Source organism: Hymenobacter caeli, assembly GCF_013294115.1.
Lineage (GTDB): Bacteria > Bacteroidota > Bacteroidia > Cytophagales > Hymenobacteraceae > Hymenobacter > Hymenobacter caeli.
Genome location: NZ_JABSNP010000010.1, coordinates 1 through 24,475, shown reverse-complemented (window position 1 = coordinate 24,475; position 24,475 = coordinate 1). Strand labels below are relative to the sequence as shown.

Annotated in this window: 18 protein-coding genes; 4 read left to right on the top strand and 14 right to left on the bottom strand. The window is 65.7% G+C overall.

Annotated elements, in window-relative coordinates; translation table 11 throughout:
- Positions 1 to 86: 86 nt before the first annotated feature.
- Both HNP98_RS11640 and HNP98_RS11635 read left to right on the top strand, forming a co-directional pair.
- Positions 87 to 1,580 carry an exonuclease domain-containing protein gene (locus tag HNP98_RS11640; protein ID WP_173810254.1) on the top strand — a complete coding sequence of 498 codons (1,494 nt, stop codon included), beginning with the start codon at positions 87 to 89 and terminating at the stop codon, positions 1,578 to 1,580.
- Complete coding sequence (locus HNP98_RS11635; RefSeq protein WP_173810253.1) at positions 1,577 to 2,215, top strand: sce7726 family protein; 639 nt, start codon at positions 1,577 to 1,579, stop codon at positions 2,213 to 2,215. The genes HNP98_RS11640 and HNP98_RS11635 overlap by 4 nt, the downstream gene beginning before the upstream one ends.
- 40 nt (positions 2,216 to 2,255) lie before the next feature.
- Here the strand turns inward: HNP98_RS11635 and HNP98_RS11630 are convergent, their stop codons facing one another.
- The 3 genes from HNP98_RS11630 to HNP98_RS11620 form a co-directional block, all read right to left on the bottom strand.
- Entirely contained in the window at positions 2,256 to 3,374 is a 1,119-nt protein-coding gene (locus HNP98_RS11630) for a phytase (RefSeq protein WP_173810252.1), read from the bottom strand.
- Positions 3,375 to 3,463: 89 nt separating this feature from the next.
- Positions 3,464 to 4,867 carry a hypothetical protein gene (locus tag HNP98_RS11625; protein ID WP_173810251.1) on the bottom strand — a complete coding sequence of 468 codons (1,404 nt, stop codon included), beginning with the start codon at positions 4,865 to 4,867 and terminating at the stop codon, positions 3,464 to 3,466.
- Positions 4,868 to 5,045: 178 nt separating this feature from the next.
- On the bottom strand, positions 5,046 to 7,790 hold the full coding sequence (locus tag HNP98_RS11620) for a TonB-dependent receptor (RefSeq protein WP_173810250.1): 2,745 nt from the start codon (positions 7,788 to 7,790) through the stop codon (positions 5,046 to 5,048).
- Between the two features lie 656 nt (positions 7,791 to 8,446).
- On the opposite strand from HNP98_RS11620, the gene HNP98_RS11615 reads away from it, so the two are divergent.
- Entirely contained in the window at positions 8,447 to 9,601 is a 1,155-nt protein-coding gene (locus HNP98_RS11615) for a zinc-dependent alcohol dehydrogenase (RefSeq protein ID WP_173810249.1), read from the top strand.
- A 12-nt stretch (positions 9,602 to 9,613) separates the two neighbouring features.
- A complete protein-coding gene (locus HNP98_RS11610; protein ID WP_173810248.1) occupies positions 9,614 to 10,129 on the top strand; it encodes a hypothetical protein in 516 nt (171 codons plus the stop codon).
- Positions 10,130 to 10,221: 92 nt separating this feature from the next.
- On the opposite strand, the gene HNP98_RS11605 is transcribed toward HNP98_RS11610, so the two are convergent.
- From HNP98_RS11605 to HNP98_RS11555, 11 genes are all read right to left on the bottom strand, one after another.
- Entirely contained in the window at positions 10,222 to 10,608 is a 387-nt protein-coding gene (locus HNP98_RS11605) for a type II toxin-antitoxin system VapC family toxin (RefSeq protein WP_173810247.1), read from the bottom strand.
- A complete protein-coding gene (locus tag HNP98_RS11600; RefSeq protein WP_173810246.1) occupies positions 10,601 to 10,864 on the bottom strand; it encodes a hypothetical protein in 264 nt (87 codons plus the stop codon). The genes HNP98_RS11605 and HNP98_RS11600 overlap by 8 nt, the downstream gene beginning before the upstream one ends.
- Before the next feature lie 80 nt (positions 10,865 to 10,944).
- Positions 10,945 to 12,876 (bottom strand): acetate--CoA ligase, encoded by a 1,932-nt coding sequence (acs, locus tag HNP98_RS11595; RefSeq protein ID WP_173810245.1) that lies wholly within the window; start codon positions 12,874 to 12,876, stop codon positions 10,945 to 10,947.
- Between the two features lie 285 nt (positions 12,877 to 13,161).
- A complete protein-coding gene (locus tag HNP98_RS11590) occupies positions 13,162 to 15,084 on the bottom strand; it encodes an AMP-binding protein (RefSeq protein WP_173810244.1) in 1,923 nt (640 codons plus the stop codon).
- A gap of 39 nt (positions 15,085 to 15,123) precedes the next feature.
- On the bottom strand, positions 15,124 to 15,501 hold the full coding sequence (locus HNP98_RS11585; protein ID WP_173810243.1) for a response regulator transcription factor: 378 nt from the start codon (positions 15,499 to 15,501) through the stop codon (positions 15,124 to 15,126).
- A gap of 159 nt (positions 15,502 to 15,660) precedes the next feature.
- The gene (locus tag HNP98_RS11580; RefSeq protein WP_173810242.1) at positions 15,661 to 18,423 is read right to left on the bottom strand and encodes an ATP-binding protein; all 2,763 of its coding nucleotides are present in this window, start codon (positions 18,421 to 18,423) and stop codon (positions 15,661 to 15,663) included.
- Positions 18,424 to 18,555: 132 nt separating this feature from the next.
- Complete coding sequence (locus tag HNP98_RS11575; protein WP_173810241.1) at positions 18,556 to 18,777, bottom strand: hypothetical protein; 222 nt, start codon at positions 18,775 to 18,777, stop codon at positions 18,556 to 18,558.
- Positions 18,778 to 18,884: 107 nt separating this feature from the next.
- On the bottom strand, positions 18,885 to 20,360 hold the full coding sequence (locus HNP98_RS11570) for an MFS transporter (protein ID WP_173810240.1): 1,476 nt from the start codon (positions 20,358 to 20,360) through the stop codon (positions 18,885 to 18,887).
- Positions 20,361 to 20,424: 64 nt separating this feature from the next.
- On the bottom strand, positions 20,425 to 21,906 hold the full coding sequence (locus HNP98_RS11565; protein ID WP_246275096.1) for a hypothetical protein: 1,482 nt from the start codon (positions 21,904 to 21,906) through the stop codon (positions 20,425 to 20,427).
- Between the two features lie 556 nt (positions 21,907 to 22,462).
- Positions 22,463 to 23,728 (bottom strand): MFS transporter, encoded by a 1,266-nt coding sequence (locus HNP98_RS11560; RefSeq protein ID WP_173810238.1) that lies wholly within the window; start codon positions 23,726 to 23,728, stop codon positions 22,463 to 22,465.
- A gap of 103 nt (positions 23,729 to 23,831) precedes the next feature.
- Positions 23,832 to 24,254: an IS1 family transposase gene (locus HNP98_RS11555; protein ID WP_173810237.1), complete on the bottom strand. Its 423-nt coding sequence runs from the start codon at positions 24,252 to 24,254 to the stop codon at positions 23,832 to 23,834.
- Positions 24,255 to 24,475 lie beyond the last annotated feature (221 nt).

The following is a 24,475-nucleotide window of genomic DNA, read 5'->3' as shown; positions in this document are numbered from 1 at the left end:
GCCCCCGGGCCGCTTTTTTTATGTTGCAACCTTCCGGCCGACTAAATTTGTTAGCGCTGTTCTTATTCCTCCTATTTTTCGTTGCCTTGTACGCCATTGTCGATTTAGAAACCACGGGGGGCCAGCCGGCCCAGGACCGCATCACGGAAATTGCGGTGTACATCCACGACGGCGAGAAAATCGTGGACGAGTACGCCACGCTGCTCAACCCCGGGCGCAGCATTCCGCCGTTCATCACCCAGCTCACGGGCATCACCAACGACATGGTGCGCGACGCGCCCAAGTTCCACGAGGTGGCCCGCCGGGTGGTGGAAATCACCGAAGGCTGCGTGTTCGTGGCCCACAACGTGCGGTTCGACTACTCGTTTCTGAAGAAGGAGTTTGCCGACCTGGGCTACAACTACTCGCGCAAAACGCTGTGCACGGTGCGGCTCTCGCGCAGCCTCATTCCGGGCCAGCCCAGCTACAGCCTGGGCAAGCTGTGCCAGAACATCGGCATCCCGCTCAACGGCCGCCACCGCGCCGCTGGCGACGCCCACGCAACGGCCCTGCTCTTCGGCCGCCTGCTCGGCATCACCCAGGAAAGCGAGGCCGGGGCCCCGGGGACCCCCACGGCCGACACGCTGGCCCAGGTAGATGCGCTGGCCCCCGCCGGCCGCCGGCCCGAGGGCCCGGGCGGCACGAAAGCGCCGTCGCCCCGGCGGGTGGCGGCCGTGCAGGAGGCCATCCGCACGGCGCTGCTGCCGCCGCTGGTTTCGCCCCAGCTGGTGGCCAGCCTACCCCAGGCCACGGGCGTGTACTACTTCCACGACGAGGCCGGCGAGGTGATTTACGTGGGCAAGAGCATCAACATCTACAAGCGCATCCAGCAGCACTTTGCCGTCGATGTGAAGTCGCGCAAGAGCCTGGATTTCAAGAACTCCATCGCCGACATCACCTGGGAGCTGACGGGCTCGGAGCTGGTGGCGCTGCTCTACGAGTCGCACCTGATTAAGCAGCTCAAGCCGGCCTACAACCGGGCCCAGCGGCGCTCGGTGTTTCCGGCGGGCATTTATTTGCGCACCGACGAGCAGGGCTACAAGCGGCTGCTCTACGGCAAGGCCGACGCGCGGAACGCGGAGATTCCCATCATTGCGCTGGGCAACCAGTACAAGGCCCAGGGCTTCCTGTACCACAAGGTGGCCAAGTTTAATTTGTGCCAGAAGCTGTGCGGGCTCTACAAAACCCAGGGGGCCTGCTTCGACTACCAGGTACACCGCTGCCTGGGAGCCTGCGTGGGCGAAGAGGCCCCCGAGGCCTACAACGCCCGCGTGGACGAGGCCATCGACAGCATCACCTACGAGCACCAGTCGTTCGTGGTGATTGGCGCGGGCCGCACCGAGCTGGAAAAAACCGTGGTATTGGTGGAGCACGGCCGCTACCTGGGCTTCGCCTACGTGGACGACACCTTCACGGCCCGCAAAATCGGGGACTTCCGGGACGTGATAAAGACCTACACCGACAACAAGGACACCCAGCAGATTATCCGCCAGTACCTGCGCACCAAGCACAAGGGCGAGAAGGTGAAGGTGTTCGCGTGAACGACCCCGCCATCCGGGCCCTGCTCTACCCCCTGCTGGCCGGCGGCGTGCACGTGGACGAGCTGCCCACCGGCAGCACCCGCGCCGACGTGGTGCACATCACCGAGCACTTCATGCACGGCTACGAGCTAAAGGGCGACCGCGACACCTTGCAGCGGGTGCCCAACCAGCTGCGCTGCTACGCCGGGGCCTACGATTTCGTCACGTTCGTGGTGACGGAGAAGCACTTGCCCAAGCTACTACCGCTGCTGCCCCCCTGGGTGGGCGTGCTGGTGGCCGCCGAAGACGGCCTGCGCACCCACCGGGCCGCCGCCTACAACGCCACCGTGGCGCGGGCCCCCATCGCCGCCCTGCTCCTGCTCGAAGAAGTGAAGCAATTCCTGCTGGCCCTGGGCCTGACGGGCGTAAGCACGCTGCGGGGCCGCGACGTGGCCCAGCTGCTGCGCACGAATAACCGCATCCCCCTGGCCCGCCTGGCGCACTACGTGCGCGAGCGCCTCATGGCCCGCCTGCCCCAGCGCCTGCTGGCCCGCGCCGAGCGCAAAGTGGAGCGCGACCGGCTGGCGGCCATCCGCAAGAAGCGGCCCAAGCGGCCGGTACGGGGCTCTAAACCGGTGGCGAAGAAGGGCAAGTAGGGGCCTGCGTTAGGCGCAACGTTTAAGGCCCCAGGGGCCACTATTGCACGGCCTTCAAATCCTTGCCCAGCATATCTTCCCAGCGGTAGTAGTGGAAGGTTTTGTTGTCGGACATGGCCACGAACAGGCCGTGGGGGAACTGCTGGTTCAGGGGCACGTTGGTCACGTCGGAGCCGTCGCTGAAGTGGGCGGCTACTTTCACGGTTTTCAACTCGGGGTACGCGTTGGGGTTGGCCGCGGTGCCCTGGCGGGGGAAGAAGCGGAACTGGCTGGCCCCCTGGTCCGACACCAGAATGTAGCCGGTTTGGGGGCCCGTTTTGTAGATGGAGATGCCCTCGTGGTCCTCGGTGAAGCCGGTTTTGGCGAACAGGGCCAGCTCCTGGTTGCCCCGGGCGGGGTCGGCGTAGTACTTGCGCACCCCCACGCCCTCGTCGGAGTAGTAGATGAAGCCCAGCTCGTTATCGACGGCGATGGACTCGATTTCCTTCTTGCCGCTGAAGGTGCCAAACTTGCGCACGGGCGTGAACTTGAGCTGGCCGGTGCCGTCGTCCTCCAGCCGGTACTGCCAGAGGTAGCCTTCTTTGGGCCCCGTTTTGCGGCCCACCACGGCGAACTGGGCCCCGTCGGCGGGCCGGGTGTAGATGGCGATGCCCATCGGCAGCCGGTCGCCGGCGGCTTCGCCGCTGAACACGTCGAGCTGGCCGTGGTCGAGGGGCTGCATGTCGGGCAGGCGGAAAGCCCGCAGCTTGCCGGTTTCGCGCTCCGTCACGAGGGCGAAGTCGGTGGGCCGGCCGCCCAGCTTCAGGCCGTAGGCCAGGTCCACGTTGTTGGGGCGCTTGAGGCCGTGCACGGTTTTGCCCGGCACTTCCTTGCCTTGCAAATCGAACACGTACAGCCCCCCGTCGGAGGCTTTGTCGGTGCCGATGACCAGGCTTTTGGCCGGGTCGGCGGGGTTCACCCAGATGGCGGGGTCGTCGGTGTCGTAGCGCACGGGGTCGGTCACGACCACCGGCTGCACCACGCCGGGGCCCGTGTTGGTGCCGCCAACCGGCGTGCCCAGCACGCCCGACACCGACTGGTGGCACTGGGTGCCCAGCAGGGCCGTGGCGGCGAGCAGGCCAGCCAGGGCCGGGCGGCGGAAAATAGCAGAAACGGGCATTGGAAAAATAGTAGTAAAACGGAGTGGCACTCCGTTGCGGCCAGGGGTAGCAACGGAGTGCCACTCCGTTTTACGGCGAAACGGGCTCCTTACTGCTGGTTGCCGGTGCCGTCGGCCTGGTAGGCCCCGGCGTCGGAGCCGGGCGGCGTAACGGTGGGCGTGAACAGGCCCCCGACGCGCAAGTCGCCCACGGCGTTGACGGGCGAGAACGTGGTGAAGCCCTTGCCGAGGGCCGGCGAGCCGGCTTGCAGGCGCAGGCTGCCGCCGCCCTTCAGGAAATTCGTCCACTGGATGGTGGTGCTGGGGGCCGCCGTGGTGCCGGCGGCCGTGGTCAGGTCGGCCGCTTGGAACTTGGGGTCGTTGGTGCCGGCGGTGCCGCGGGTATCGTTGGGCTGGTTGGCCGTGACGGAGCCAGCCGTGGCGGCGTTGAACTCGGCCACCTGGTAGCTGGTGGCCCCGTAGTAGTACTGGTTGTTGTACTTGATTTTACTGAGGTCGGGCTGGTCGTCGGAGCGCATGCGCAGGCCGAAGCGGCAGTTGGCAATCAGGTTGTTGTACACCAGGCCGGCGGCCTGCACCTCGTAGTTGATGGAGCCGCCGCGGCCGGCCTTGGTCTGGCGGTAGCCGCAGTTGAGGTAGGTGTTGTTGTAGGTGTTCACGTTGGCCTGCACGGGCGCGGCGGCCACCGAGGCCACCTTCGAGCCGTTGGTGGCCCCGCCCACGAAGGTGTTGTAGGCGATGTCGCCGAGGCAGCCGGCCTTCACGTTCACGCCCTCGCCGCCGGCCTTGCCGGTTTTCTCGAAGCGGTTGCGCATCAGGCTGAACTTGCAGCTTTGCAGGCGCATGAAGTCGTCCACGGAGCCGTGCAGGTAGCAGTCCTCCATCACCAGGCGGGCGTTGGCTTTCTTGGCCAGCATCGACACGCCGTACTTGGGGTCGCCGGCCGCGTAGCCGGTGGGCGCGTTGGCCCCGTAGGGCCCCCCGATGTAGCCGATGTCCGTCCAGCGCAGCACCAGCAGCGAGGCCCCGTCGGCGTTGATGCCGCCCCAGTAGCCCTTGAACGCGGGGTCGGTGGCGGCGCTCACCACGGCTGCGGGGTCGCCCTTGAGGTTGTCGTTGATGGTCATCACCACCGGCGCGGCCTTGGTGCCCAGGCTCAGCAGCACGCCGTTCACCACGAAGCCGGGGTTGTTGGTGGCCTGCCCAAAGGTGGCGGTGGACTTGGGCTTGCCAATCACCAGAATCTTCACCCCGGCCTGAATCAGCAGCGTGTCGCCGTCGTTCACGGTCACGTCGCCAATCATGTAGTACGGGTTAGCCCGGCCCGCGATGGTGCCCTTGATGGGGCTGCGCAGCGTGTCGCCGCTGAAGGCCTGGCCCACCGTGCTCACGGGCGCGGCCACGTAAATCAGGTTCTCGCACGAGGAGAGCAGGGCCCCGGTGGCCAGCAGGAGCGCGGCGGCGGGGGTGAAAAGAGAATGGAATTGACGCATAAGGCGTGAGAATACGATTTTATTCAGGAGTAAAAAAGGCCGTCATGCTGAGCGCAGCGCAGCGGAGTCGAAGCATCTCTACTGCGGCAGCAATCAGGATTAGTGAGCGGGAGGGATGCTTCGACTCCGCTGCGCTGCGCTCAGCATGACGTTCTTCAGGTACCTTAAAAGCAAAACACTACAGCCGGAAGCGCAGCCCGGCCAGGTAGTAGGCCCGGTAGGTTTGGTTGACGACATTCACCCGGTCGGCGCGGTCCTGGTAGGGGTAGCCGGCCACGGCCGGGGCCCCGGGGATGGCCGGCGCCCCGGGGGCCAGGATGTCGACCTGGTAGGGCGTGTTGAGGATGTTCTGGATTTTCACGTAGGCCGTCAGCCCGAAGCGCTTGTCGGACTTGGTGAGGCGCTTCTCGGCCGAAAAGTCGAGTTGCGACTGCGCCCGCTGCCAGTAGTCGAGGCCCAGAAACTGGCCCACCTGCACGATGCGGGCCCCGGTGTACACATAGGCCAGCTGCATTTCCAGGCCGCTGCGCGGGTTTTTGTAGAGCAGCGAGGCGTTGGCCACGTGCTTCGACTGGCCTTGCAGGGGGCGCTTCTGGGCCACGCTCACGCGCGGGTCTTCGGCGGTGGCGCTGCGGCCCTTGTCGGTGGTGATGCTCGACGAGGTGAAGGTGTAATTGGTGGACAGCCCGAACGCGCCCAGGTACTTCACCCCCACCCACTCGAAGCCGTAGTTGGTGGCCGCGCCCGTGCTGGGGTTGATGGGCTGGTACACCGTCACGGTGGTGTTGGGCAGCGTGACGAGGCCGTACTCAATCGGGTTTTTGATGTTTTTGTAGAAGGCCCCCAGCATCACATGGTCGTTGCCGGCCCCGAAGAATTCGTAGCGCAAATCGAGGTTCTGGGCCTGGGTGTGCAGCAGGTAGGGGTTGCCGGCCTCGGCGTACACGTTGTTTTCGCTCACGCTGCCGGAGTTGTTGTGGGGCGTCAGCTCGAAAAAGCTGGGCCGGCTGATGGACGAGAAATACGAGGCCCGCAGGTTCTGGCGCGGGTCCAGGGCGTAGCGCAGGTGCAGGCTGGGCAGCACGTCGAGGTACTTCTGGCCGCCGCGGTTGGCGGCTTCCGTCACGGGTAGGCTGGTGATGTACGACTGGTCGGTGTACTCGGTGCGCACGCCGCCCAGCACCTCCCAGGGCCCCCGGAAGTAGCGCAGCTGGCCGTAGCTGGCCGTCACCTTTTCGGCGGCCGTGTAGTTGTTGTTGCCCACGTAGATGCCCAACGGGTTGAACACCGTGTAGGGCTCCGAGTTGATGTCCTGCTCGTTGGTGGCGGGCTGGCCCGAGGGCCGCAGCGAGTACGAGAGGTAGTGGTTCACGCGGTCCTTGTCGCGGTACAGGCCCCCGGCCGACAGCTCCAGGCCGTCGGCCAGCACGTACTTCAGGTTGAGGTAGGCGGCCTTGTCCTGGTCGGTGTTGTCGAGCCAGGTGTGGGTGGCGTTCTGGTAGTAGTTGCCCGAAGCCGTGAGCTTGAGGTCCTGCTCGCTCACGTCGGGCACGTTGTTGGTGGCCCGCGAGTACACCAGCGACCACGTGGCCGAGAGGCGCGGCGCGAGCTGGTGCTCGCCCTGCAAGGTGGCGTTAGCGATGCCCTGGCGCTGGTAGCGGGCCCGCAGCAGGCGGTCCACGTCGGGCCGGGCGGTGCCTTTGTAGGTGGTGTCGGTTTCGGCGCGGGCCTGGGCCTCGTCCAATTGCAAATACACGCCGTAGAAGCGCAGCGTGTTGCGGGCGTCGAGGCGGTAGTCGAGCTTGGCGTTCAGGCCCAGGCGCTGCTGCTGCGTCGAGTACTGCTGCACGTGCAGCGTGCGCAGGGCGGGGTAGTTGTCCTGGGTGATGCCCGTTTCGTAGAAGTAGCCGTTCGAGCCGCGGGTCTGGGCCTGGTACGAGCCGGCCAGCAGCACGCCCAGGCGCTGGTCGCGGCCGTAGCGGCTGCCAAAGGTGAGGTTGCCCAGCAGGTTGGGGGCCGGGGCCTTGTGGGTGAAGCTGGGCCAGGGAAAGTCGCCGGGCGTGGCCTGGTAATCGGAGCCGTTCCGCTCCCCGGGCGATTTCCGGTTCACCGCCCCGCGGTCGAAGCCCAGGAACGAGCGGTCGGCAAACAGCTGGCCGTAGCCCGTGCCGAGCTGGCCGCTGAGGGTGCGCTCGGCGGGCGCGTCCTTCATCACCAGGTTCACCACGCCGCCGATGGCGTCGCCTTCCATGCCGGGCGTCAGGGCCTTGGTTACTTCGAGGCGCTGGAGCAGGTCGGCCGGGAAGATGTCGAGCGGCACGTAGCGGTTGTAGGGGTCGGGGCTGGGAATCTTGATGCCGTTAACGAGCGTGTAGTTGTAGCGCTTGTCCATGCCCCGCACGAGGGCGTAGCGGCCGTCGCCGTTGGTGCTGCGCTCCAGCGTCACGCCCGACACGCGCTGCAACACGTTGGCCACCTGGATGTCGGGCGACACCTGGATGGCCTGGGCCGACACCACGTTGACGATGCTGGGGGCCACCTGCTCGATGCGGCGGGCCGTCACCTCCCCTTCCGGGTCGCGGTGGCCCTGCACCGTCACTTCTTCCAGGGCCTGGTTTTTGTCGCTCAGCCGCAGGCTCAGCACCTGGTCGGGCTGGGCGGCGGTGAGGGAAACGTGCTGGTTAAGGGGCGCGTAGCTCACCAGCTGGCCCACCAGCTCGTATTCGCCCACGGGCACGCCGCGCAGGCTGAACGTACCGTCGAGCTGCACCTGGGCGTTGTAACCGGTGCCTTGCAAGTACACCACCGCGCCCACCAGCGGCTCGCCGGTGCGGGCATCGGTCACGCGGCCTTTGATGGTGCCGCCCAGCACCGCCAGCGGCAGGCTCAGCAAGCAAATCAGCAGGGAATAGAGACGACTCATTAAGCGCAGGTTAAGGGCAGCGACTTTGCTGGTGCAAAAGTCCGCCGGCTCCCTTGCTGCGAGCAAGCCACCCGTGTTATCAAACTAATTCACCCCGTAACCTAGCGGTTCTGCACTCGCCTTAAATTGTATTATCCGACCATATAATTGCCATTAATTCGCAATTAAGTAGCACTATTACTATTGGTTAACTTTGCGTTAAGTCAATGTGAACGCAGTATTACACGTAAGCTTCCGCCGGCGCTACCCATCCACGGAACGCCTGCCGGTCCCCCGTCGAACCACGCCGATAATCGGACAACCCGAGGGGAAACTCTGGCGGGCGGCAACGCGAAGGAAAGTGGATTGCTACTGCTAAGCTTTTACCCGCCACTGCTGCTGTGCACACCCGCCGCGTGCGCGGGGCCGGCCTGGCCCTGGCGCGGTAACGGGGCGGCCGGGCAAGCAAAAAAATAAAAATTTGGGCCTCTACCGAGTCACCAGGCTACTGTTTGAACGGTCAGGCAATTGCCAGTTGCTACGGCGGCCCTTCCGGGCACCACGCCGGAATTCGTGCGCCATCGGGGGGGCCCGGGCGGAAACGGCAACGCCCTGCCGGCCGTACCAATCCGTAGTCTTCCCCACTCAGTCTCACCGTTCATTAAAGCAGGATACCCATGTTAGCAATGGATTACCGGGGCCCCCGACGGGTCCGCGCCGCCCAAAAGCCCATGCCCGAAATCAAGCACCCGCAGGACGCCATCGTCCGGGTGACGCGTGCGTGCATCTGCGGCTCCGACTTGCACCTCTACAACGGCAACGTGCCCGACACCCGCGTGGGCACCACGTTCGGCCACGAGTTCACGGGCATCGTGGAGGAAGTGGGGCCCGACGTAACCAAGGTGAAGGTGGGCGACCACGTGCTGGTGCCCTTCAACGTGGCCTGCGGCGAGTGCCACTTTTGCAAGCAGGGCATGTTCGGCAACTGCCACGAGAGCAACACCCAGGCCAGCGCCGTGGGCGGCATCTTCGGCTACTCGCACACCGCCGGCGGCTACAACGGCGGCCAGGCCGAGTACGCCCGCGTGCCCTACGCCAACGTGGGCCCCACGGTGATTCCGGCCGGCATGGACCCCGACGACGCGGTGCTGCTGACCGACGTGGTGCCCACGGGCTACCAGGCCGCCGAGATGGCGGGCATCCAGCCCGGCGACACGGTGGTGGTGTTCGGCGCGGGGCCCATCGGCATCATGGCGGCGCGGTGCGCGTGGCTGTTCGGCGCCGGCCGCGTCATCGTCATCGACCAAGTGGACTACCGGCTGGAATTTGCCCGCAACTACGCTAAGTGCGAGGCCTACAACTTCAACGAGATGGCCGACCCGGTGGTGTTCATCAAGAAAACCACCGACTTCATGGGCGCCGACGTGTGCATCGACGCCGTGGGCGCCGAGGCCTCCGGCAACGCCATGCAGACCATCACCGGGCGCAAGCTGCTGCTGCAAGCCGGCTCGGCCACGGCCATCCACTGGGCCGTGAACTCGGTAAAAAAAGGCGGCGTGGTGTCCATCGTGGGCGTGTACGGGCCCACCGACAACCTGGTCCCGATTGGCAACGTGCTCAACAAGGGCCTCACCATCCGGGCCAACCAAACGTCGGTGAAGCGCCTGCTGCCCCGGCTGATCGAGCACGTGCAGAACGGCATCATCAACCCGAAGGCGCTGATTACGCACCGCATTCCGCTGGAAGAAGTGGCCGACGGCTACCGCCTGTTTTCCGACAAGCTGGACAACTGCATCAAAACCGTGCTCATCTCCCCTTCCGCTAAAATCTAACGCCGACCCACCATGGAAACCACTGCAAAAGACCCGGGGCTGCTGCCCGGCTGGGGCATCGACGCGGACCCCAAGAACGACCCCACCTACCCCATGCGCCACCGCATGAACGTGGGCCAGGACCCCGACAGCAAGCACCGCCCCACGCTCCAACCCGTGGACGAAGAAGTGCTCAAGTCCATCGAGCGCGAAAACGTGTCGGCCGTTTTTGGCACGCCGCTGCCGCCGCACGGGCTCAGCGGGGCCATCCGGCGCTGGGCGTTCAAGTACAGCGAATCGGTGTACCCGCACTGGTTGCCCCTGCTGCTGGCCGACCGGGTGGACATGGTAGAGGGCGTGCTGAGCGACCTCGCGCACGGCCACGTGCCCAACATTTTTGCCGAGCGCGGGGCCGGCATGGACTTGAAGTACAACCGCTCGGGTTTCATTGCCAAGCTGGCCGTCGTCTCCGCTATTTCGGCCGGGGCCATTGTGTGGCTCAGCAGCAAAAGCGGGGGCAAGCGTTCCAAAAAGCGGCGCGGCTGGTAAATTACCGCCGGTTTGCGGCCCACAAAAAACCCGACTGGCTTAGTAGCCAGTCGGGTTTTTTGTGGGCCGCAAACCGGCTGCTGTGCGCGGGGTTATGGCTTCTGATAAGGCACGAGCACGTCGGGTAGCATTGGAAAGTGCTTGGCGTTGAGCGTGACCAGCGTGGCGTTGTGAACGAGGGCGGTGGCGGCAATCAACACATCGGGCAAAGCAAGCCGGTGGCTGGTCCAGTATTGTCGTCTCGTCAAGCCCGCCTGCGTCGCAACCTGCTCTTCTACTGAAAGAATCTGCACGGAGGCCACAAGCGCTTCGAGCAACGTCCGCTCTTGTCCGTCGCGCACCCCCGAAAATAACTCGGCTACGGTTATGGCCGACAACACTGGCGCGGCCGTCAGCGCTTCCAAGTACGCCGTTACCTGCGGGCGTTGCCGTAAATAATCAATCAGCACGTCAGAATCCAGCAGAAGCGGCTTAGTCATGGGCCGGGCCGGTTATGTCTTCCATTCGGTTTTCCCACCCTTCGCGGAGCTTACGCACATCCGGTGCGTCCGGATGGTCGGCCCACATTCCTTTTACGCGGCGCAGAGCTACTTGCCAGTTTTCGAGGGTAGCCCGCTGCATCAGCTCCGCCACGGCTTCGTGGAGCAGCTCGGTTTCGGCTTTGCCGGTGCGCTGGGCCAGCTGGCGCACGGCTTCGCTGTCGGCGGGCGAGAGGGCGAGTTGGTCGGGTTGCATGAGCGGTCGGTTAAATTTTCTTAAAAATAGCGCGGCCCGCCGAAGCAACGGCGGGCCGCGTATGGTATGAAGCCCGCCGCTTACTTCTTGCCGGCCAGGATTTCGTCCACCACGGCGGGGTCGAGCAGGGTGGTGACGTCGCCCAGGTTGGTGGTTTCGCCCTCGGCCACTTTACGCAGGATGCGGCGCATGATTTTGCCGGAGCGGGTTTTGGGCAGGCCGCTCACGAGCTGGATTTTGTCGGGCTTGGCGATTTTTCCGATTTCGGCCACCACCGTCTCGATGATGCTGGCCTCGAACATCTTGCGCTCGGCCTCCGTGGCGGGCACGCCGTGCTGGCAGATGATGTAGGCGTAAATGCCCTGGCCCTTCACGTCGTGCGGGTAGCCCACCACGGCCGACTCCACCACGTGCTCGTTCTGGTTCAGCGCGTTCTCGATTTCGGCGGTGCCGAAGCGGTGGCCGCTCACGTTAATCACGTCGTCGACGCGGCCGATGATGCGAAAGAGGCCGTTTTCGTCGCGCCGGGCCCCGTCGCCGGTGAAGTAGTAGCCCGGGTAAGGCGCGAAGTAGGTTTGGCGGGCCCGCTCGTGGTCGCCCCAGGTGGTGCGGATGACGCCCGGCCAGCTGGCCTTGATGGCCAGGTAGCCTTCCTGGTCGTTGCCCTCGATTTCGGTGCCGTCCTGGGCCAGCAGCACGGGCAGCACGCCGGGCAGCGGCAGGCCGGCGCGGGCGGGCACGCTGGGCGTGACGTCGGCCAGGGCCGAAATCATGATGCCGCCGGTTTCGGTCTGCCACCACGTGTCCACGATGGGGCAGCGGCCCTTGCCGATGTGCAGGTCGTACCAGTGCCAGGCCTCCTCGTTGATGGGCTCGCCCACCGAGCCCAGCACCCGCAGGCTGCTGAGCGAGTAGCTGAGCACGTGGTCGAGGGGCGCGGCCATGAGCGAGCGGATGGCCGTGGGGGCCGTGTAAAAGGTCGTGACCTGGTGCTTGTCAATCACTTCCCAGAAGCGGCCAGCGTCGGGGTAGGTGGGCACGCCCTCGAAGAGCAGCGAGGTGGCCCCGGCCAGCAGGGGCCCGTAGAGGCAGTAGGTGTGGCCCGTGACCCAGCCCAAATCGGCGGTGCACCAGTGCACGTCGTTTTCCTCGATTTGGAACACGTTGCGGAACGTGTAGTCGGCCCACACCATGTAGCCGGCCTGGGTGTGCACCACGCCCTTGGGCTTGCCGGTGCTGCCGCTGGTGTAGAGGATGAAGAGCGGATCTTCGGCGGCCAGGGCCTCGGCGGGGCAGGTTTTTTCCACGCCCTCCACTTCCTCGTGGTACCACACGTCGCGGCCCTCGCGCATGTGGGTGGGCCAGTCGAGGTGGTTGAGCACGATGACGCGGCGCACATCGGGGCAGCTGAGCAGGGCCTCGTCCACCACGCTTTTCACCGGAATCTGCTTGGGCCCCCGGTTGAGGCCGTCGGCGGTGATGACGACCGTGGCCCCGGCGTCCTGCACCCGGTCGGCGATGGCCGTGGCCGAAAAGCCGGCGAACACCACCGAGTGGATGGCCCCGATGCGGGCGCAGGCCAGCATGGCCACCGCCAGCTGCGGCATCATGGGCAGGTAGAGCAGCACCCGGTCGCCCTTCTGCACGCCGTTGTTTTTCAGCACGTTGGCAAACTGGCACACCTGCTGGTACAGCTCGCGGTAGGTCAGGCGCAGGTGGCGGGTGTGCGGATCGTTGGGCTCGTAGATGAGGGCCAGCTTGTTGCCGCGCTGGGCGAGGTGCCGGTCCAAGCAGTTTTCGGTGATGTTGAGCAGGCCCCCGGCGTACCAGGTACTGGTGCCGGCCGGCGAAAACTCGCCGCCGCGCACGGTGTCCCACTTTTTGCGCCAGGTAAAGGCTTCGGCCGCCGCCCCCCAGTAAGCGTCGGGGTCCTCCGTGGCCTGCCGGTAGGCGGCGTGGTATTCTTCCAGGGTGCGGATGCGGGCGGGTTTGGCTTCGAGGGGTTTGGACATGAGAGTTGAAGGGTTGAAAAAAGCAGTGATTTGAAGTTGAGTAGGGAATGTAAAACGGAGTGGTACTCCGTTTTGCAAGGCGCGGCGGAACGGAGTGCCACTCCGTTTTACGACGAAGGCTTGTTGTTGAATCAGCAAAAAAAGGCGGTCGTGCCGAGCGCAGCCGCGGCATCTCGCGTGCTTCGTTGCAACGATTGAATTACTTCACCATGCGAGATGCCGCGGCTACGCTCGGCATAACCGCCTTTTTGAAGCGTTTTTTTACTCGGGAATAAGTCATGGGGGTTAGGCGACTTTCTCAAAGGCTACGCCCGTGCCCCGGCGCTGAAAATCGGCGCGAATCTCGTCCAGGATGCGCGGGTCGTCGATGGTGGAGGGCAGGGCGAAGGCTTCGCCGTCGGCGAGCTGGCGCAGGGTTTTGCGCAGGATTTTGCCGGAGCGGGTTTTGGGCAGGCGGGCCACCACCAGCACCTGCCGGAAGCAGGCCAGGGCCCCGATGCGGGCCCGCACGGCGGCCACCAGCTCTTTTTCCAGGGCCCCCTCGCCCACCGCCTGACCGTCTTTCAGCACCACCAGGCCCACGGGCACCTGGCCGCGCAACTGGTCGGCAATGCCCAGCACGGCGCACTCGGCCACGGCCGGGTGGGCGGCCAGGATTTCCTCCATCTCGCCGGTGCTCAGGCGGTGGCCGGCCACGTTAATCACGTCGTCCACCCGGCCCATGATGTAGCAGTAGCCCTCGGCGTCGCGGTAGCCGCCGTCGCCGCTGAGGTAGTAGCCGGGGAAGGGGGCCAGGTAGGCTTCGTGGTAGCGGGCCTCGTCGCGCCAGAGGGTGGGGAAGCAGCCGGGGGGCAGCGGCAGCTTCACGGCCACGAGGCCGGTGGTGCCGGCGGGCACGGGGCGGCCTTCCTCGTCGAGAATCTGCACGTCGTAGCCCGGCACGGGGAAGCCGGCGCTGCCGGCGCGGGGCGCGGGCATTTCCTCCAAGCCCACCAGCGTGGCCAGCATGGGCCAGCCCGACTCAGTTTGCCACCAGTGGTCCACCACGGGCACGCCCAGCACCTGCTGGGCCCAGGCGAAGGTGGCCGGGTCGCAGCGCTCGCCGGCCAGGAACAGGTGGCGCAGGCTGCTTAGGTCGTAGTTGCGGGCCAGCCGGCCCTCGGGGTCTTCCTTCTTGATGGCCCGGATGGCCGTGGGGGCCGTGAACAGCACGTTGACTTTGTGCTGCGCCACCAGCCGCCAGAAGGTGCCCGCGTCGGGCGTGCGCACCGGCTTGCCCTCGAACAGCACCGACGTGCAGCCCCGCAGCAGGGGCCCGTACACGATGTAGCTGCTGCCCACGGCCCAGCCGATGTCGGAGCCGGTGAAGATGACCTCGCCGGGGGCCAGGTCGTAGATGGCCTCCATGCTGAAGCGCAGGGCCACGGCGTGGCCGCCGTGGTCGCGCACCACGCCCTTGGGCCGGCCGGTGGTGCCGCTGGTGTAGAGGATGTAGAGCGGGTGGGTGGCCGGCACGGGCACGGCCGGCACCGGCGCGGCTTGCAGCAGCTCCTGGTAGTCCACGTCGCGGCCGGGTTGCAGCTCGGCCGTCACGAACCCGCGCTGGAGTACCACCACGTGGGCCGGCTGAAAGGTGGCCTTGGCCAGGGCCTCGTCTACCAGCGGCTTGTAGGGAATGATGCGGTCGAACTCCTTGCCGCCCGCAGCGCAGACGATGACCTTGGGCTGGGCGTCGTCGATGCGCACGGCCAGCTCGTGGGGCGCGAAGCCGCCGAACACCACCGAATGCACGGCCCCCAGCCGGGCGCAGGCCAGCATGGCCACCACCGCTTCGGGCAGGTTGGGCATGTAAATGATGACCCGGTCGCCCACGCCCACGCCCAACTCGCGCAGGCCCCCGGCGAAGCGAGCCGTGAGGTCCAGCAGTTGCGCGTAAGTGTAGGTGCTGAGCGTTTGCGTCACCGGTGAGTCGTAAATCAGCGCCTTTTGGGGCCCCCGCCCCTGGGCCACGTGGTGGTCGAGGCAGAGGTAGGCCGTGTTCAGGGTGCCGCCGGCAAACCAGCGGTGGGCCCCGTTGGCTTCGTCCTGGCTCAGGGCCGCGGTGGGCGGGCGGTGCCAGGCCAGGTAGCGGGCCTGGGCCAGCCAAAACGCGGCCGGGTCGGCCAGGCTGGCGGCGTGCATCACGGCGTAAGAGCAGGCGGTTTTCATGGGGCGGGTGGGAGTTGGGAAAGGGGGAGAAAGGGACCGTCAGGCGGCGATGCCGAGCAGCGCGCGCACTTTTTCCATCAGCTGGCGGGTACTGAAGGGTTTGGCCACGTAGAGGTCGGCCCCCACTTCGTAGCCCTTGCGCACGTCGGCGTCGCGGCTCTTGGCCGACAGGAAGATAACCTTTGTTTGGGCGCGGGCCGGGTCCTGGCGCAATTGCTGGCACACTTGGTAGCCGTCCACGTCGGGCATCATCACGTCGAGCAGCACCAGGTCGAAGGGCGTGGCGGCGATGGCGGCCAGGGCCTCGGTGCCGTTGCGGGCAATGCCGACCAGGTAGCCGTTTTTGCGCATCAAAAATTCGAGCGACATGACAATGTTCGGCTCGTCGTCGACGATGAGAATGCGAGGCGTTTTCATAGCTGTTAGCCTTTACATAGCTGTTAGCCTTTAGCTGTTAGCTGCTAGCTCCTGGCTTGGGCAGGAAATGAGTGGAGATAAGTACATGGGCTGAATCAATTGTGCATTGCGCTAACGACTAACGAGAAAGCTAACAGCTAAAAGCCATCAGCTAACAGCTCAAGAAAAAAGCGGCAGCTCCACGAAGAAGCGGGCCCCGTGGTCGAGGGCGCTTTCCACCCAGATGCGGCCCTGGTGCAGCTCCACGATGCGGCGGGTGATGGCCAGGCCCAGGCCCGAGCCTTCGGGCTTGCGCAGGGCCTGGTGCCGGGCCTGGAAAAACTTGTCGAAAATGAGGTGGTGCTCGGCCGGCGAAATGCCCTTGCCGTTGTCTTCCACGCACAGCAGCACGGCGTCGGCGGCGGGCCAGGCCAGCACCGCGATGCGGCCCCGGCCGCCGGGCGGGCAGGCCTTCACGGCGTTCGAGAGCAGGTTGATGAGCACCTGCATCAGCCGGTCGCGGTCGGCGGGCAGGGCGGGCAGGGCGGCGGGCACGTCCACGCGCAGCGCGATGCCGCGGGCCCGGGCCAGGGGCCCCACGGCGGCCACGGCATCGGCCACCACGGCGGCCAGGGCCAGCGGGGCCCGCGCCAGGGTGGCCTGGCCGCTCTCGTACTTCTCCAGGTCGAGCACCAGGGAGATGAGCCGGGTGAGGCGCTCGGCCTCGCGGCCGATGGTGAGCTGGAAGTTCTCGCGCTCTTCTTCCGGCAGGTCGGGGTTATCGGCCAGAATCTCGGCCAGGGCCCGGATGCTGGTGAGCGGCGTGCGCAGCTCGTGCGTCACGGTGTACAGGAACTCGTCCTTCTGCTGGTCCAGGGCCTGGAGCTGGTCGTAGGCCTGGCGCAGCTCGTCGCTGAGGCGCTGGAGCTGGCGGCTCTGCTTTTGCAGCTGGCGGTTGGCTTCCAACAGCTGCTGGCTTTCCCTGAGGATGCCCACCACGTTGTCGTAGCTGATTTCCTCGGCCCCCGCCACGCCGGCCAGCAGCAGCCGCGCCGAGGCCGGGCCCAGGGTGCCGGCCAGCAGCTTCTCGGCGTAGGTGAGCAGGCGCGGGTCGGCGGAAACGAACGACTGGGCCAGCGGCGGCGGGCCCGAGAGCACCGGGGCCGGGGCGGCCGCGGGCAGCGCGTCGGGGAAGCGCACGGCGAAGGCCCGCAGGGCCTGGTTGGTGCGGCGCTTGCCCAGGAAGCCCAGCAGCAGGGCCCGCACGTCGGGCAGCGGGGTGCGGCCCTGCCAGCCGGCCACCTCCTCGGCCAGGCTGCGGCGCGCGAATACGTCCACGAACACGTCGGCCTGCCGCCGCTCCAGGGCCGTGGGGGCCCGGGCCAGCGACACGCCCACGTACAGGCCGATGTTGAAAAACCAGCTCCAAAACAGCCCGTGCGAGAGCGGGTCGAGTCCCTCGAGGCCAAACAGGGCCCCCGGCCGCAGCCCCGCCCACCCGCCCAGCCCGGCGGTCAGCAGGTCGGCCCGCAGGCGGCCCGGGCCCACCAGCGTGGGCAGCACCAGCGTGAAAAACCACACCCCGAAGCCCGCCAGCAGCCCCCAGGTGGCCCCGCGCCGGGTGCCGCCCTTCCAGTACAGGCCGCCCAGCACGGCGGGCACGAACTGCGCCACGGCGGCAAACGAGACGAGGCCGGTGTTCACCAGCGGCAGCTGGCGGCCCACCTCGGCGTAGTAGGCAAAGGCCAGCAGCAGCACCAGCCCCACGGCCAGGCGGCGGCTTTCGAGGGCGATGCGGCCCAGGTAGGCAAACCAGCGCGTGGGAGGCCCCGGCCCGGCGGCCGGCACGCGCACCAGCAGCGGCATCAGCAGGTGGTTGCTCATCATCACGCTCAGGGCGATGGTTTCAACGATGATCATGCCGCTGGCCGCCGACAGGCCCCCGAGGTAGGTGAGCAGCGCCAGCCACGGGCGGCCAGCGGCCAGCGGCAGGCCCAGCACCAGGGTGTCGGCGTCGAGGCCCGGGCGGCCCAGGCGCAACATGCCGGCGAAGGCAATGGGCAGCACGAACAGGTTAATTACGATGAGGTAGAGCGGGAACAGCCACATGGCCGTGCGCAGGTGGTCCTCGTTCACGTTTTCCACCACCGCCACCTGGAACTGCCGGGGCAGCAGCAGCACCGCCGACATGCCCAGCACGAGCAGCGTGCCCCACTCGGCCCCGCCCGTGCCCGCCCCGCGCAGCGTGAAAAGCTGCCGCAGCGCCGGCACCGCCGCCGCCTGGTCGAACACGTCGCCGAACCCGTGAAACAGCCCGAACGTGACGAAGCCGCCCAGCAGCAGAAAGGCCAACAGCTTCACCAGGCTCTCGACGGCCACGGCCAACACGATGCCCTCGTGGCGCTCGGTGGCCTCCACCGAGCGCACCCCGAACAGGATGGTGAACACCGCCAGGGCCCCCGTGGTGTAGAGCGCCACCGGAGTCGCCCCGCCCGCCCCGGCCCCGGTGAGCACCACGAACGAGGTGGCAATGGCCTTGATTTGCAGCGCGATGTAGGGCACAATACCCAGCACGCACACCCCGGTCACGAGGGCCCCCAGGGCCGCGTTCTTGCCGTAGCGGGCCGAGATGAAGTCGGCAATCGAGGTGAGCCGCTGCTGCCGGCAGATGCGGATGATCTTGCGCAGCACCAGCCACCACGCCGGGGCCAGCAGCGTGGGCCCCACGTAGATGGCCACAAAGCTGACCCCCTGGTGCGCCGCCCGCCCCACCGAGCCGTAGTACGTCCAGGCCGTGCAGTACACGGCCATGCTCAGGGCGTACACGTAGGGGTTGGCCACCAAGCTTTTGCGCGCCGCCGACCGGCGCTCCGCCGCGTAGGCCACCCCGAAGAGCAGGGCCAGGTAGCCGAACGAAAAGCCAACGACGAGCAGCTTGTTCAAGGAGTGAGTGGGTGAATGAGTAAATGGGTGAGGGTGTGGTGGTATGGGGGTGTGGGGACCAATCAGGCCGTCATGCCGAGCGCAGCCGAGGCATGACGGCCCGAGAACTCACCCATTCAATCATTCCCCCATTCAGTCATTGGATTTCCGCACCAAATACCCCGTCAGCCCCACCACCAATACCCACACCAGCAGCACGTAGAGGTAGAGCACGGGCACGCCGCCCACGCGGCCGTCGCGGTCGAACACGGCCAGCAGGGGAAAATTGAGCAGCACGCCGAACAGCACGGCCACGAACAGCAGGCGCTGGCCGCGACGCTGCTCGGCCGGCTCGCCGGGGGGTAGTGGGGACATGGGAGGGAACGAAAGAATGGCGTTTCTGGGGCCCCCGGGCAAGCAAAAATCCGCCGGACGCGGGGCCCGGCGGATTCTGGATGGTTATTAGCCAGGCAAACCGGAGATTACTTGTCCATCAGCTTCACGTCGCGCGTGTCCTTCATCAGGGCCATGCCCACGAAGAAGCAGATGAGGGCGATGACCACCGGGTACACCAGGCCGAGCAGGCTGCTGTGCTCCTTGGAGAAGGTGCCGGCCGGCTGCTTGGCGGCCCACACCCCAATGGCGGTGGCAATGAGCGGCACGAAGCCCCCGAACACGCCGTTGCCGATGTGGTAGGGCACCGACAACGAGGTGTAGCGCACGCTGGTCGGGAACAGTTCGACGAGGTAGGCGGCGATGGGGCCGTACACCATCGTCACGAACAGCACCAGCAGGAAGGTGAGCAGCGTCATCATGGGCACGTTGGGGGCCAGGGCTTTCATCACGGCGGGCACGGCCGCGCCGGCGGCGTCCACGGTGGCGGGCGTGATTTCCGACAGGGGCCCGGCGTAGGCCTTGATGCCGTAGAAGAGCGGAATCGTGAACAGGGCCCCGCAAATCATGCCCGTCATGATGATGCGCTTGCGGCCGATGCGGTCGGAGAGCGAGCCGAAGTAGATGAACAGCGGCGTGGCCAGCACCATCGCCACCACCAGAATCGTGCTGGAATCGATGATGTCGAGCTTCAGCGTGTTGTTCATGAACGAGTAGGCGTGGAACTGCGAGGTGTAGAAAATAACGCCCTGCCCCATCGTGACGCCGAACAGGGCAATCAGCACCAAGCGGCGGTTGATGGGGTTCACGAACGAGTCGCGCAGCGGGCTCTTGCTGGTGGTGCCGGTGGCCTTGGCTTTGGCAAACAGCGGCGACTCGTGCAGGCGCTTGCGGATGTAGTACGAGGCAATCAGGAGCAGGCCCGAGAGCAGGAACGGAATGCGCCAGCCCCACTCCTTGAAGGCGGCCTCGCCCATCGTTTTGCGGGTAATCACAATCACCAGGATGCTGAGGATGAGGCCCCCGGTGGCCGTAATCTGGATGAAGCTGGTGTAGTAGCCGCGCTTCTTGTCGGGGGCGTACTCGGCCACGTAGGTGGCCGCGCCGCCGTATTCACCGCCCAGGGCCAGGCCCTGCAACAGGCGCAGAATCACGACGATGATGGGGGCCGCGATGCCGATGGAATCGTAGCTCGGAATGAGGCCCGTGACGAACGTGGCCCCGCCCATGATCAGCAGCGTGACCAGGAAGGTGTACTTGCGGCCAATCATGTCGCCGAGCCGGCCGAAGAACATGGCCCCGAACGGCCGCACCACGAAGCCCGCCCCGAACACGGCCAGGGCCCCCAGCAAAGTGTCCTCAATCTTGCCCGCGTGCCCGAACAGCACCGGCCCGATGATGGCCGCCAACGACCCGAAGATGTAGAAATCGTACCACTCGATGACCGTACCCACCGACGAGGCCGTGATGACCTGCCGGATGGTTTTCGTATCGACTTGGTTGTTGTCGTGGGCCACCGGCGCGTCCAGGTCGGCGGCGTAGGCGGGGTTCAGGCTTTGGTCCATGGTGTTGGGTGGGAAAGGTTAATGAATGGGGTTGCGCGGGGGCCCCGGCGGGCGGGGGCCCCGCTTACAAGTACACCTGCGCTTGCAGCGTGACCTCGGGGCGGTAGTTCACGCTGTTGACCGTGGCCTGGCCGTTGTTGGCGGGGATGAAGGACTGGTCGCTGAAGTCGGGGCGGGCGCGGTAGTTGAGGGTGAACTTGGCGTTGTGGCCGTCGAGGTACAGGTTGAGGCCCGCGTCGTACACGTTCACGCCCTTGATGGTGCCGTCGGGGTTGCGCAGGCCCTCCAGGTTGTTGTGCAGGTAGGCCACGTAGGGCTGGAGCTTGGCCTTGGGGCCCAGCAGCTTTTTGGGCAGCAGCAGGCCCAGCTGCGCGTAGAGGGTCTGGCCCGTGCCGATGAGCGGCAACGCGTTGCCGTAGAGGTTGGTGGCCCCCGTGAAGCCGGTGGGGGGGGCGATGCTGGTGCCGGGGTTGTTCACGCCGGCGTTGCGCACGTAGTTGGGGCCGAAGTTGTAGTTGTAGTACACCCCGTAGAAGGTAACGGCCGTGTTCGAAGCCGTATCAATCGGGGCGTCGTAAAACACGTCGGCCCCGAACAGCTTGATGTCGTGCGTGCGGAAGGGAATGGTGAAGGGGTCGGCGGGCGCTGTGCCAGTAAAGGCCGCGGGCCGCGAGAACATGCCGGCGGCGTTGTAGTGAAAGCCGGCCCCGATGTTGAACACCCGCTTGGTGCCCAGGTAGGTGCCGGTGGTAAAGGGCAGCAGGTTGGATTCCTTGTCCAGGAACTCGTAGTCGAAGTAGCCCTGGTAGATTTTGTTGGAGTTGCGGGGGTAGAAGGCCGCCACGTTGGTGCGCACGGTGGCGGGGGTGTTGGCCTGGCTGGGCAGGAAGGGTTCGTCCACGGCCAGGCGGTAATCGAAGCCCCCCACCCGGCCCTTGGCGTAGAAGCCCGTGTAGAAGCCGAACTGGTCGGTTTGGTCCAGGGTCGGGAAGTTGACCACCGGAATGTCGTAGGCCAGCATGGTGGCCGTACTGGCGGCGGACATGCGCGAAATGCCCACCTGGAAGTTCAGGCCGCCGCCGACGCTGAGGTACTTGTTGACGCGGTACTCGCCCACGGCCTCGTGGACGTAGAACGGGGCCCGGTGGCCGGGGCCGTTGGGGTCGTTAGGCGTGCCCCCGCTGACGGCGGTTTGGTTTTCCATGCCCAGGTCGAGCAGCAGCAAAAACCGGGGGTTGAGCTGGGCCAGCGTGATGAGGCGGGCCCGGCGGATGCTGAACGCCAGCTGGTCGTTTTTGGGAACGCCCACGCGCAGGGTGTTGCTGTTGTTCTCGTTGTACTGGGCCCAAGCCTGCGCCCAGCCAATGAAGCGCAGGTATTTGGAGCCGTCGGGCGAGAGGTTCACCTTCATGCCCGCCCCGTAGGGCACAGATTTGGCGGGGGCCGGCACGGCCGGCGGCGGGGCGGGGGCGGCCGGGGCGGGCGGCGTACCGGGGGCCGGGGGCAATACCTGCCCGAAAGCCGACCCGGCCCCTACGAGCAACAAGCTGCTAAGAGCCAAAGAGTAGCGATAATTTCGCATGAGGAAATGGTAGGATGGTAAGAAGTAGGAGCCGCTCCCAAAGGCCAGCAGGCGGCCATTCAGGTTTGGTCCAGCTAAGTAGCACTATGGCGGGGCTTTATGGTGCCGGCGTGCCATCGTTTCGCTAATTTGTATAGCTAGTGCTGCACGGCTTTGCCCCTGGAGCAGTTGTAGCCCAGCGCGCCCGGCACACCTACGAGGCCGTACGGGGCAATATTCCCACTGGTACGGTAGTCAGGGATCCTCGACCGGCAATGGCACCAACCCCTACGGCCCACCCAAAACAGCCACCCACTGCGCTGAATCTTAGTTTTATCCCTTCAAACGGTTCGCCCGGACTCGGTTATCCAGCGGGCAATCAGCATTTCTGAAAAAGCGATATCAATTGAGCAAACCTATACTTGTTTAGCGATATCGCCCAGGTTCTAAGTTCGTGGGCCGCTGCCCCAAACGCCAAACGGCAGCCCCCGGGCGGGGGCTGCCGTTTGAGAGGCTGGCAAAAGCGGCGAAGGCGCTAGCGTTATTCCTCCACGTAGTCGAGGTCTTTGGCGTAGGTTTCGGGCAAGGTGCTGGCGCTGAAGAAGGCCAGCAGCAGCAGCACGGCCCCGATGAGGCCGGCGGCCCCCACCATGCCCAGCGAGGGGTAGGCCTTGAGGGCCTTGTAGGCGGGCGCGATGAGCACCGTGGCCCCGCGGGCAAAGTTGGGGGCCGTGGTGGCCACCGTCGAGCGCAGGTTGGTGCCGAACTGCTCGGCGGCCACCGTCACGAACAAGGCCCAGAAGCCGCCCGTGTAGCCAATCAGGAAGCACACGGCGTAGAACACCGTGGTGCTGGCCCCGTTGAGCCCAAACAAGTACGCCCCCACCGTGATGGCCGAAGAGATAATGAACACTTGCAGCGTCTTGTTGCGGCTCTTGAAGAGCTGGCTGAGCCCGCCGCTGGTGAAGTCGCCGAGCGTGAGGCCGAAGTAGCACCAGAAGACGCTCAGGCCGCCCGTGACGGGCCCCTGCAAGCCGAACTGCTTGCCAAACTCGGGCGCGAACGTAATCAGGATGCCCACCAGGTACCAAAACGGGGCCCCCACCAGCAGGCAGCGCAGGTACTTGTAGAAGCGCGGCCCGTTGCTGAACAGGCTCAGGAAGTTGCCCCGGGCCACGTCGGTGCGCTTGGTTTGCTCGAACATGCCCGACTCGAACACGCCGGCCCGCAGCGCCAACAGCCCCAGGCCCAGGGCCCCGCCGATGAAGTAGGCGTTGCGCCAGCCGAACTCCTGCCCCACCAAATAGGCCACCATGGCCCCGCTCACGCCCACCGACGCCACGATCATCGTGCCGTAGCCGCGCTTTTCCTTGGGCAGGCTCTCGGCCACCAGCGTGATGCCCGCGCCCAGCTCGCCGGCCAGGCCCACGCCCGCCACCAGGCGCAGCCAAGCGTACTGGTCCACGTTCTGCACGAAGCCGTTGGCGATGTTGGCCAGCGAGTACAGCAGAATGGAGCCAAAGAGCACCGACAGCCGCCCCTTTTTGTCGCCCAGCACGCCCCACAGAATGCCGCCCAGCAGCATGCCCCACATCTGCATGCTCAGCAGGTGCAGGCCCTGGTCGGTCACGGCCGCGGGGTCGGTTATCCCGATGCCGTTCAGGCTTTTGACCCGGATGATGCTGAAGAGCACCAGGTCGTAAATATCTACAAAATAGCCCAGCGAGGCCACGATGACGATGGCGCTGAACAAGCCCAACTGCGGCCGTTCGGGCGTGAGAACCGGGGAGGTTTTGACGGGGTTCATGGGTGGGGAAGAATGGTGAGTTGAGGTGCCTAATATACTGCCGCTGCTTTTCGGCGGTTCTCCCCGCCGCCGGGCCCGCTAACCCGCTATAGCCGCCGGGCCCCTACCCGGCCCGGAACCGCTCCCAGCGAATCATCATGTACTTGTCGCCCAGCTCCGTCACCACCAGCCCGGCGCTTTTCAGGTTCTCGGGCTTTTGAAAAAACTCGGCCAGCTCCTTCTGGTTCAGAATTTTATAGGTCGGGTGGTAGTCGGTCTGGCGGGGGGCCTTCACGCCGTACTTTTTCACCCAGTTCATCACGCTTACGTGGCTCACGCCCAGCAGGCGCTCTATCTCGCGGTAGCTCACGCCCTCGATGTAGAGCTGCAAGGCCTTCACCACGTAGTAGGGGTTCACCTCACGGCCCACCTTGGCCACGGTGTAGTGGTAGCCGCAGCCCTTGCACTTAAACCGCTGCTGCCCGTTCACCACCCCGCTTTTGGTGGCTTCCTTCGATTCGCATTTGGGGCAGGCCAGAACAGACATGGTGCAAAAGAATACAGGGGAATTGCCAAATGTATTCTTTTTTAGCCGGCATATAGCTGTTTAGCAAGAAATCAGGGCTGAACGCTGGATACCCGATTACTTTTGATCACATGAGGGGAAAACGCCTACTCTACCCTACTATTTTTACAGACCTTTGACAGACCACTAGTTGTCGGAGCAGCCATTCTAATAGAGCTACGACCAGTCGGACCATTTTGTGG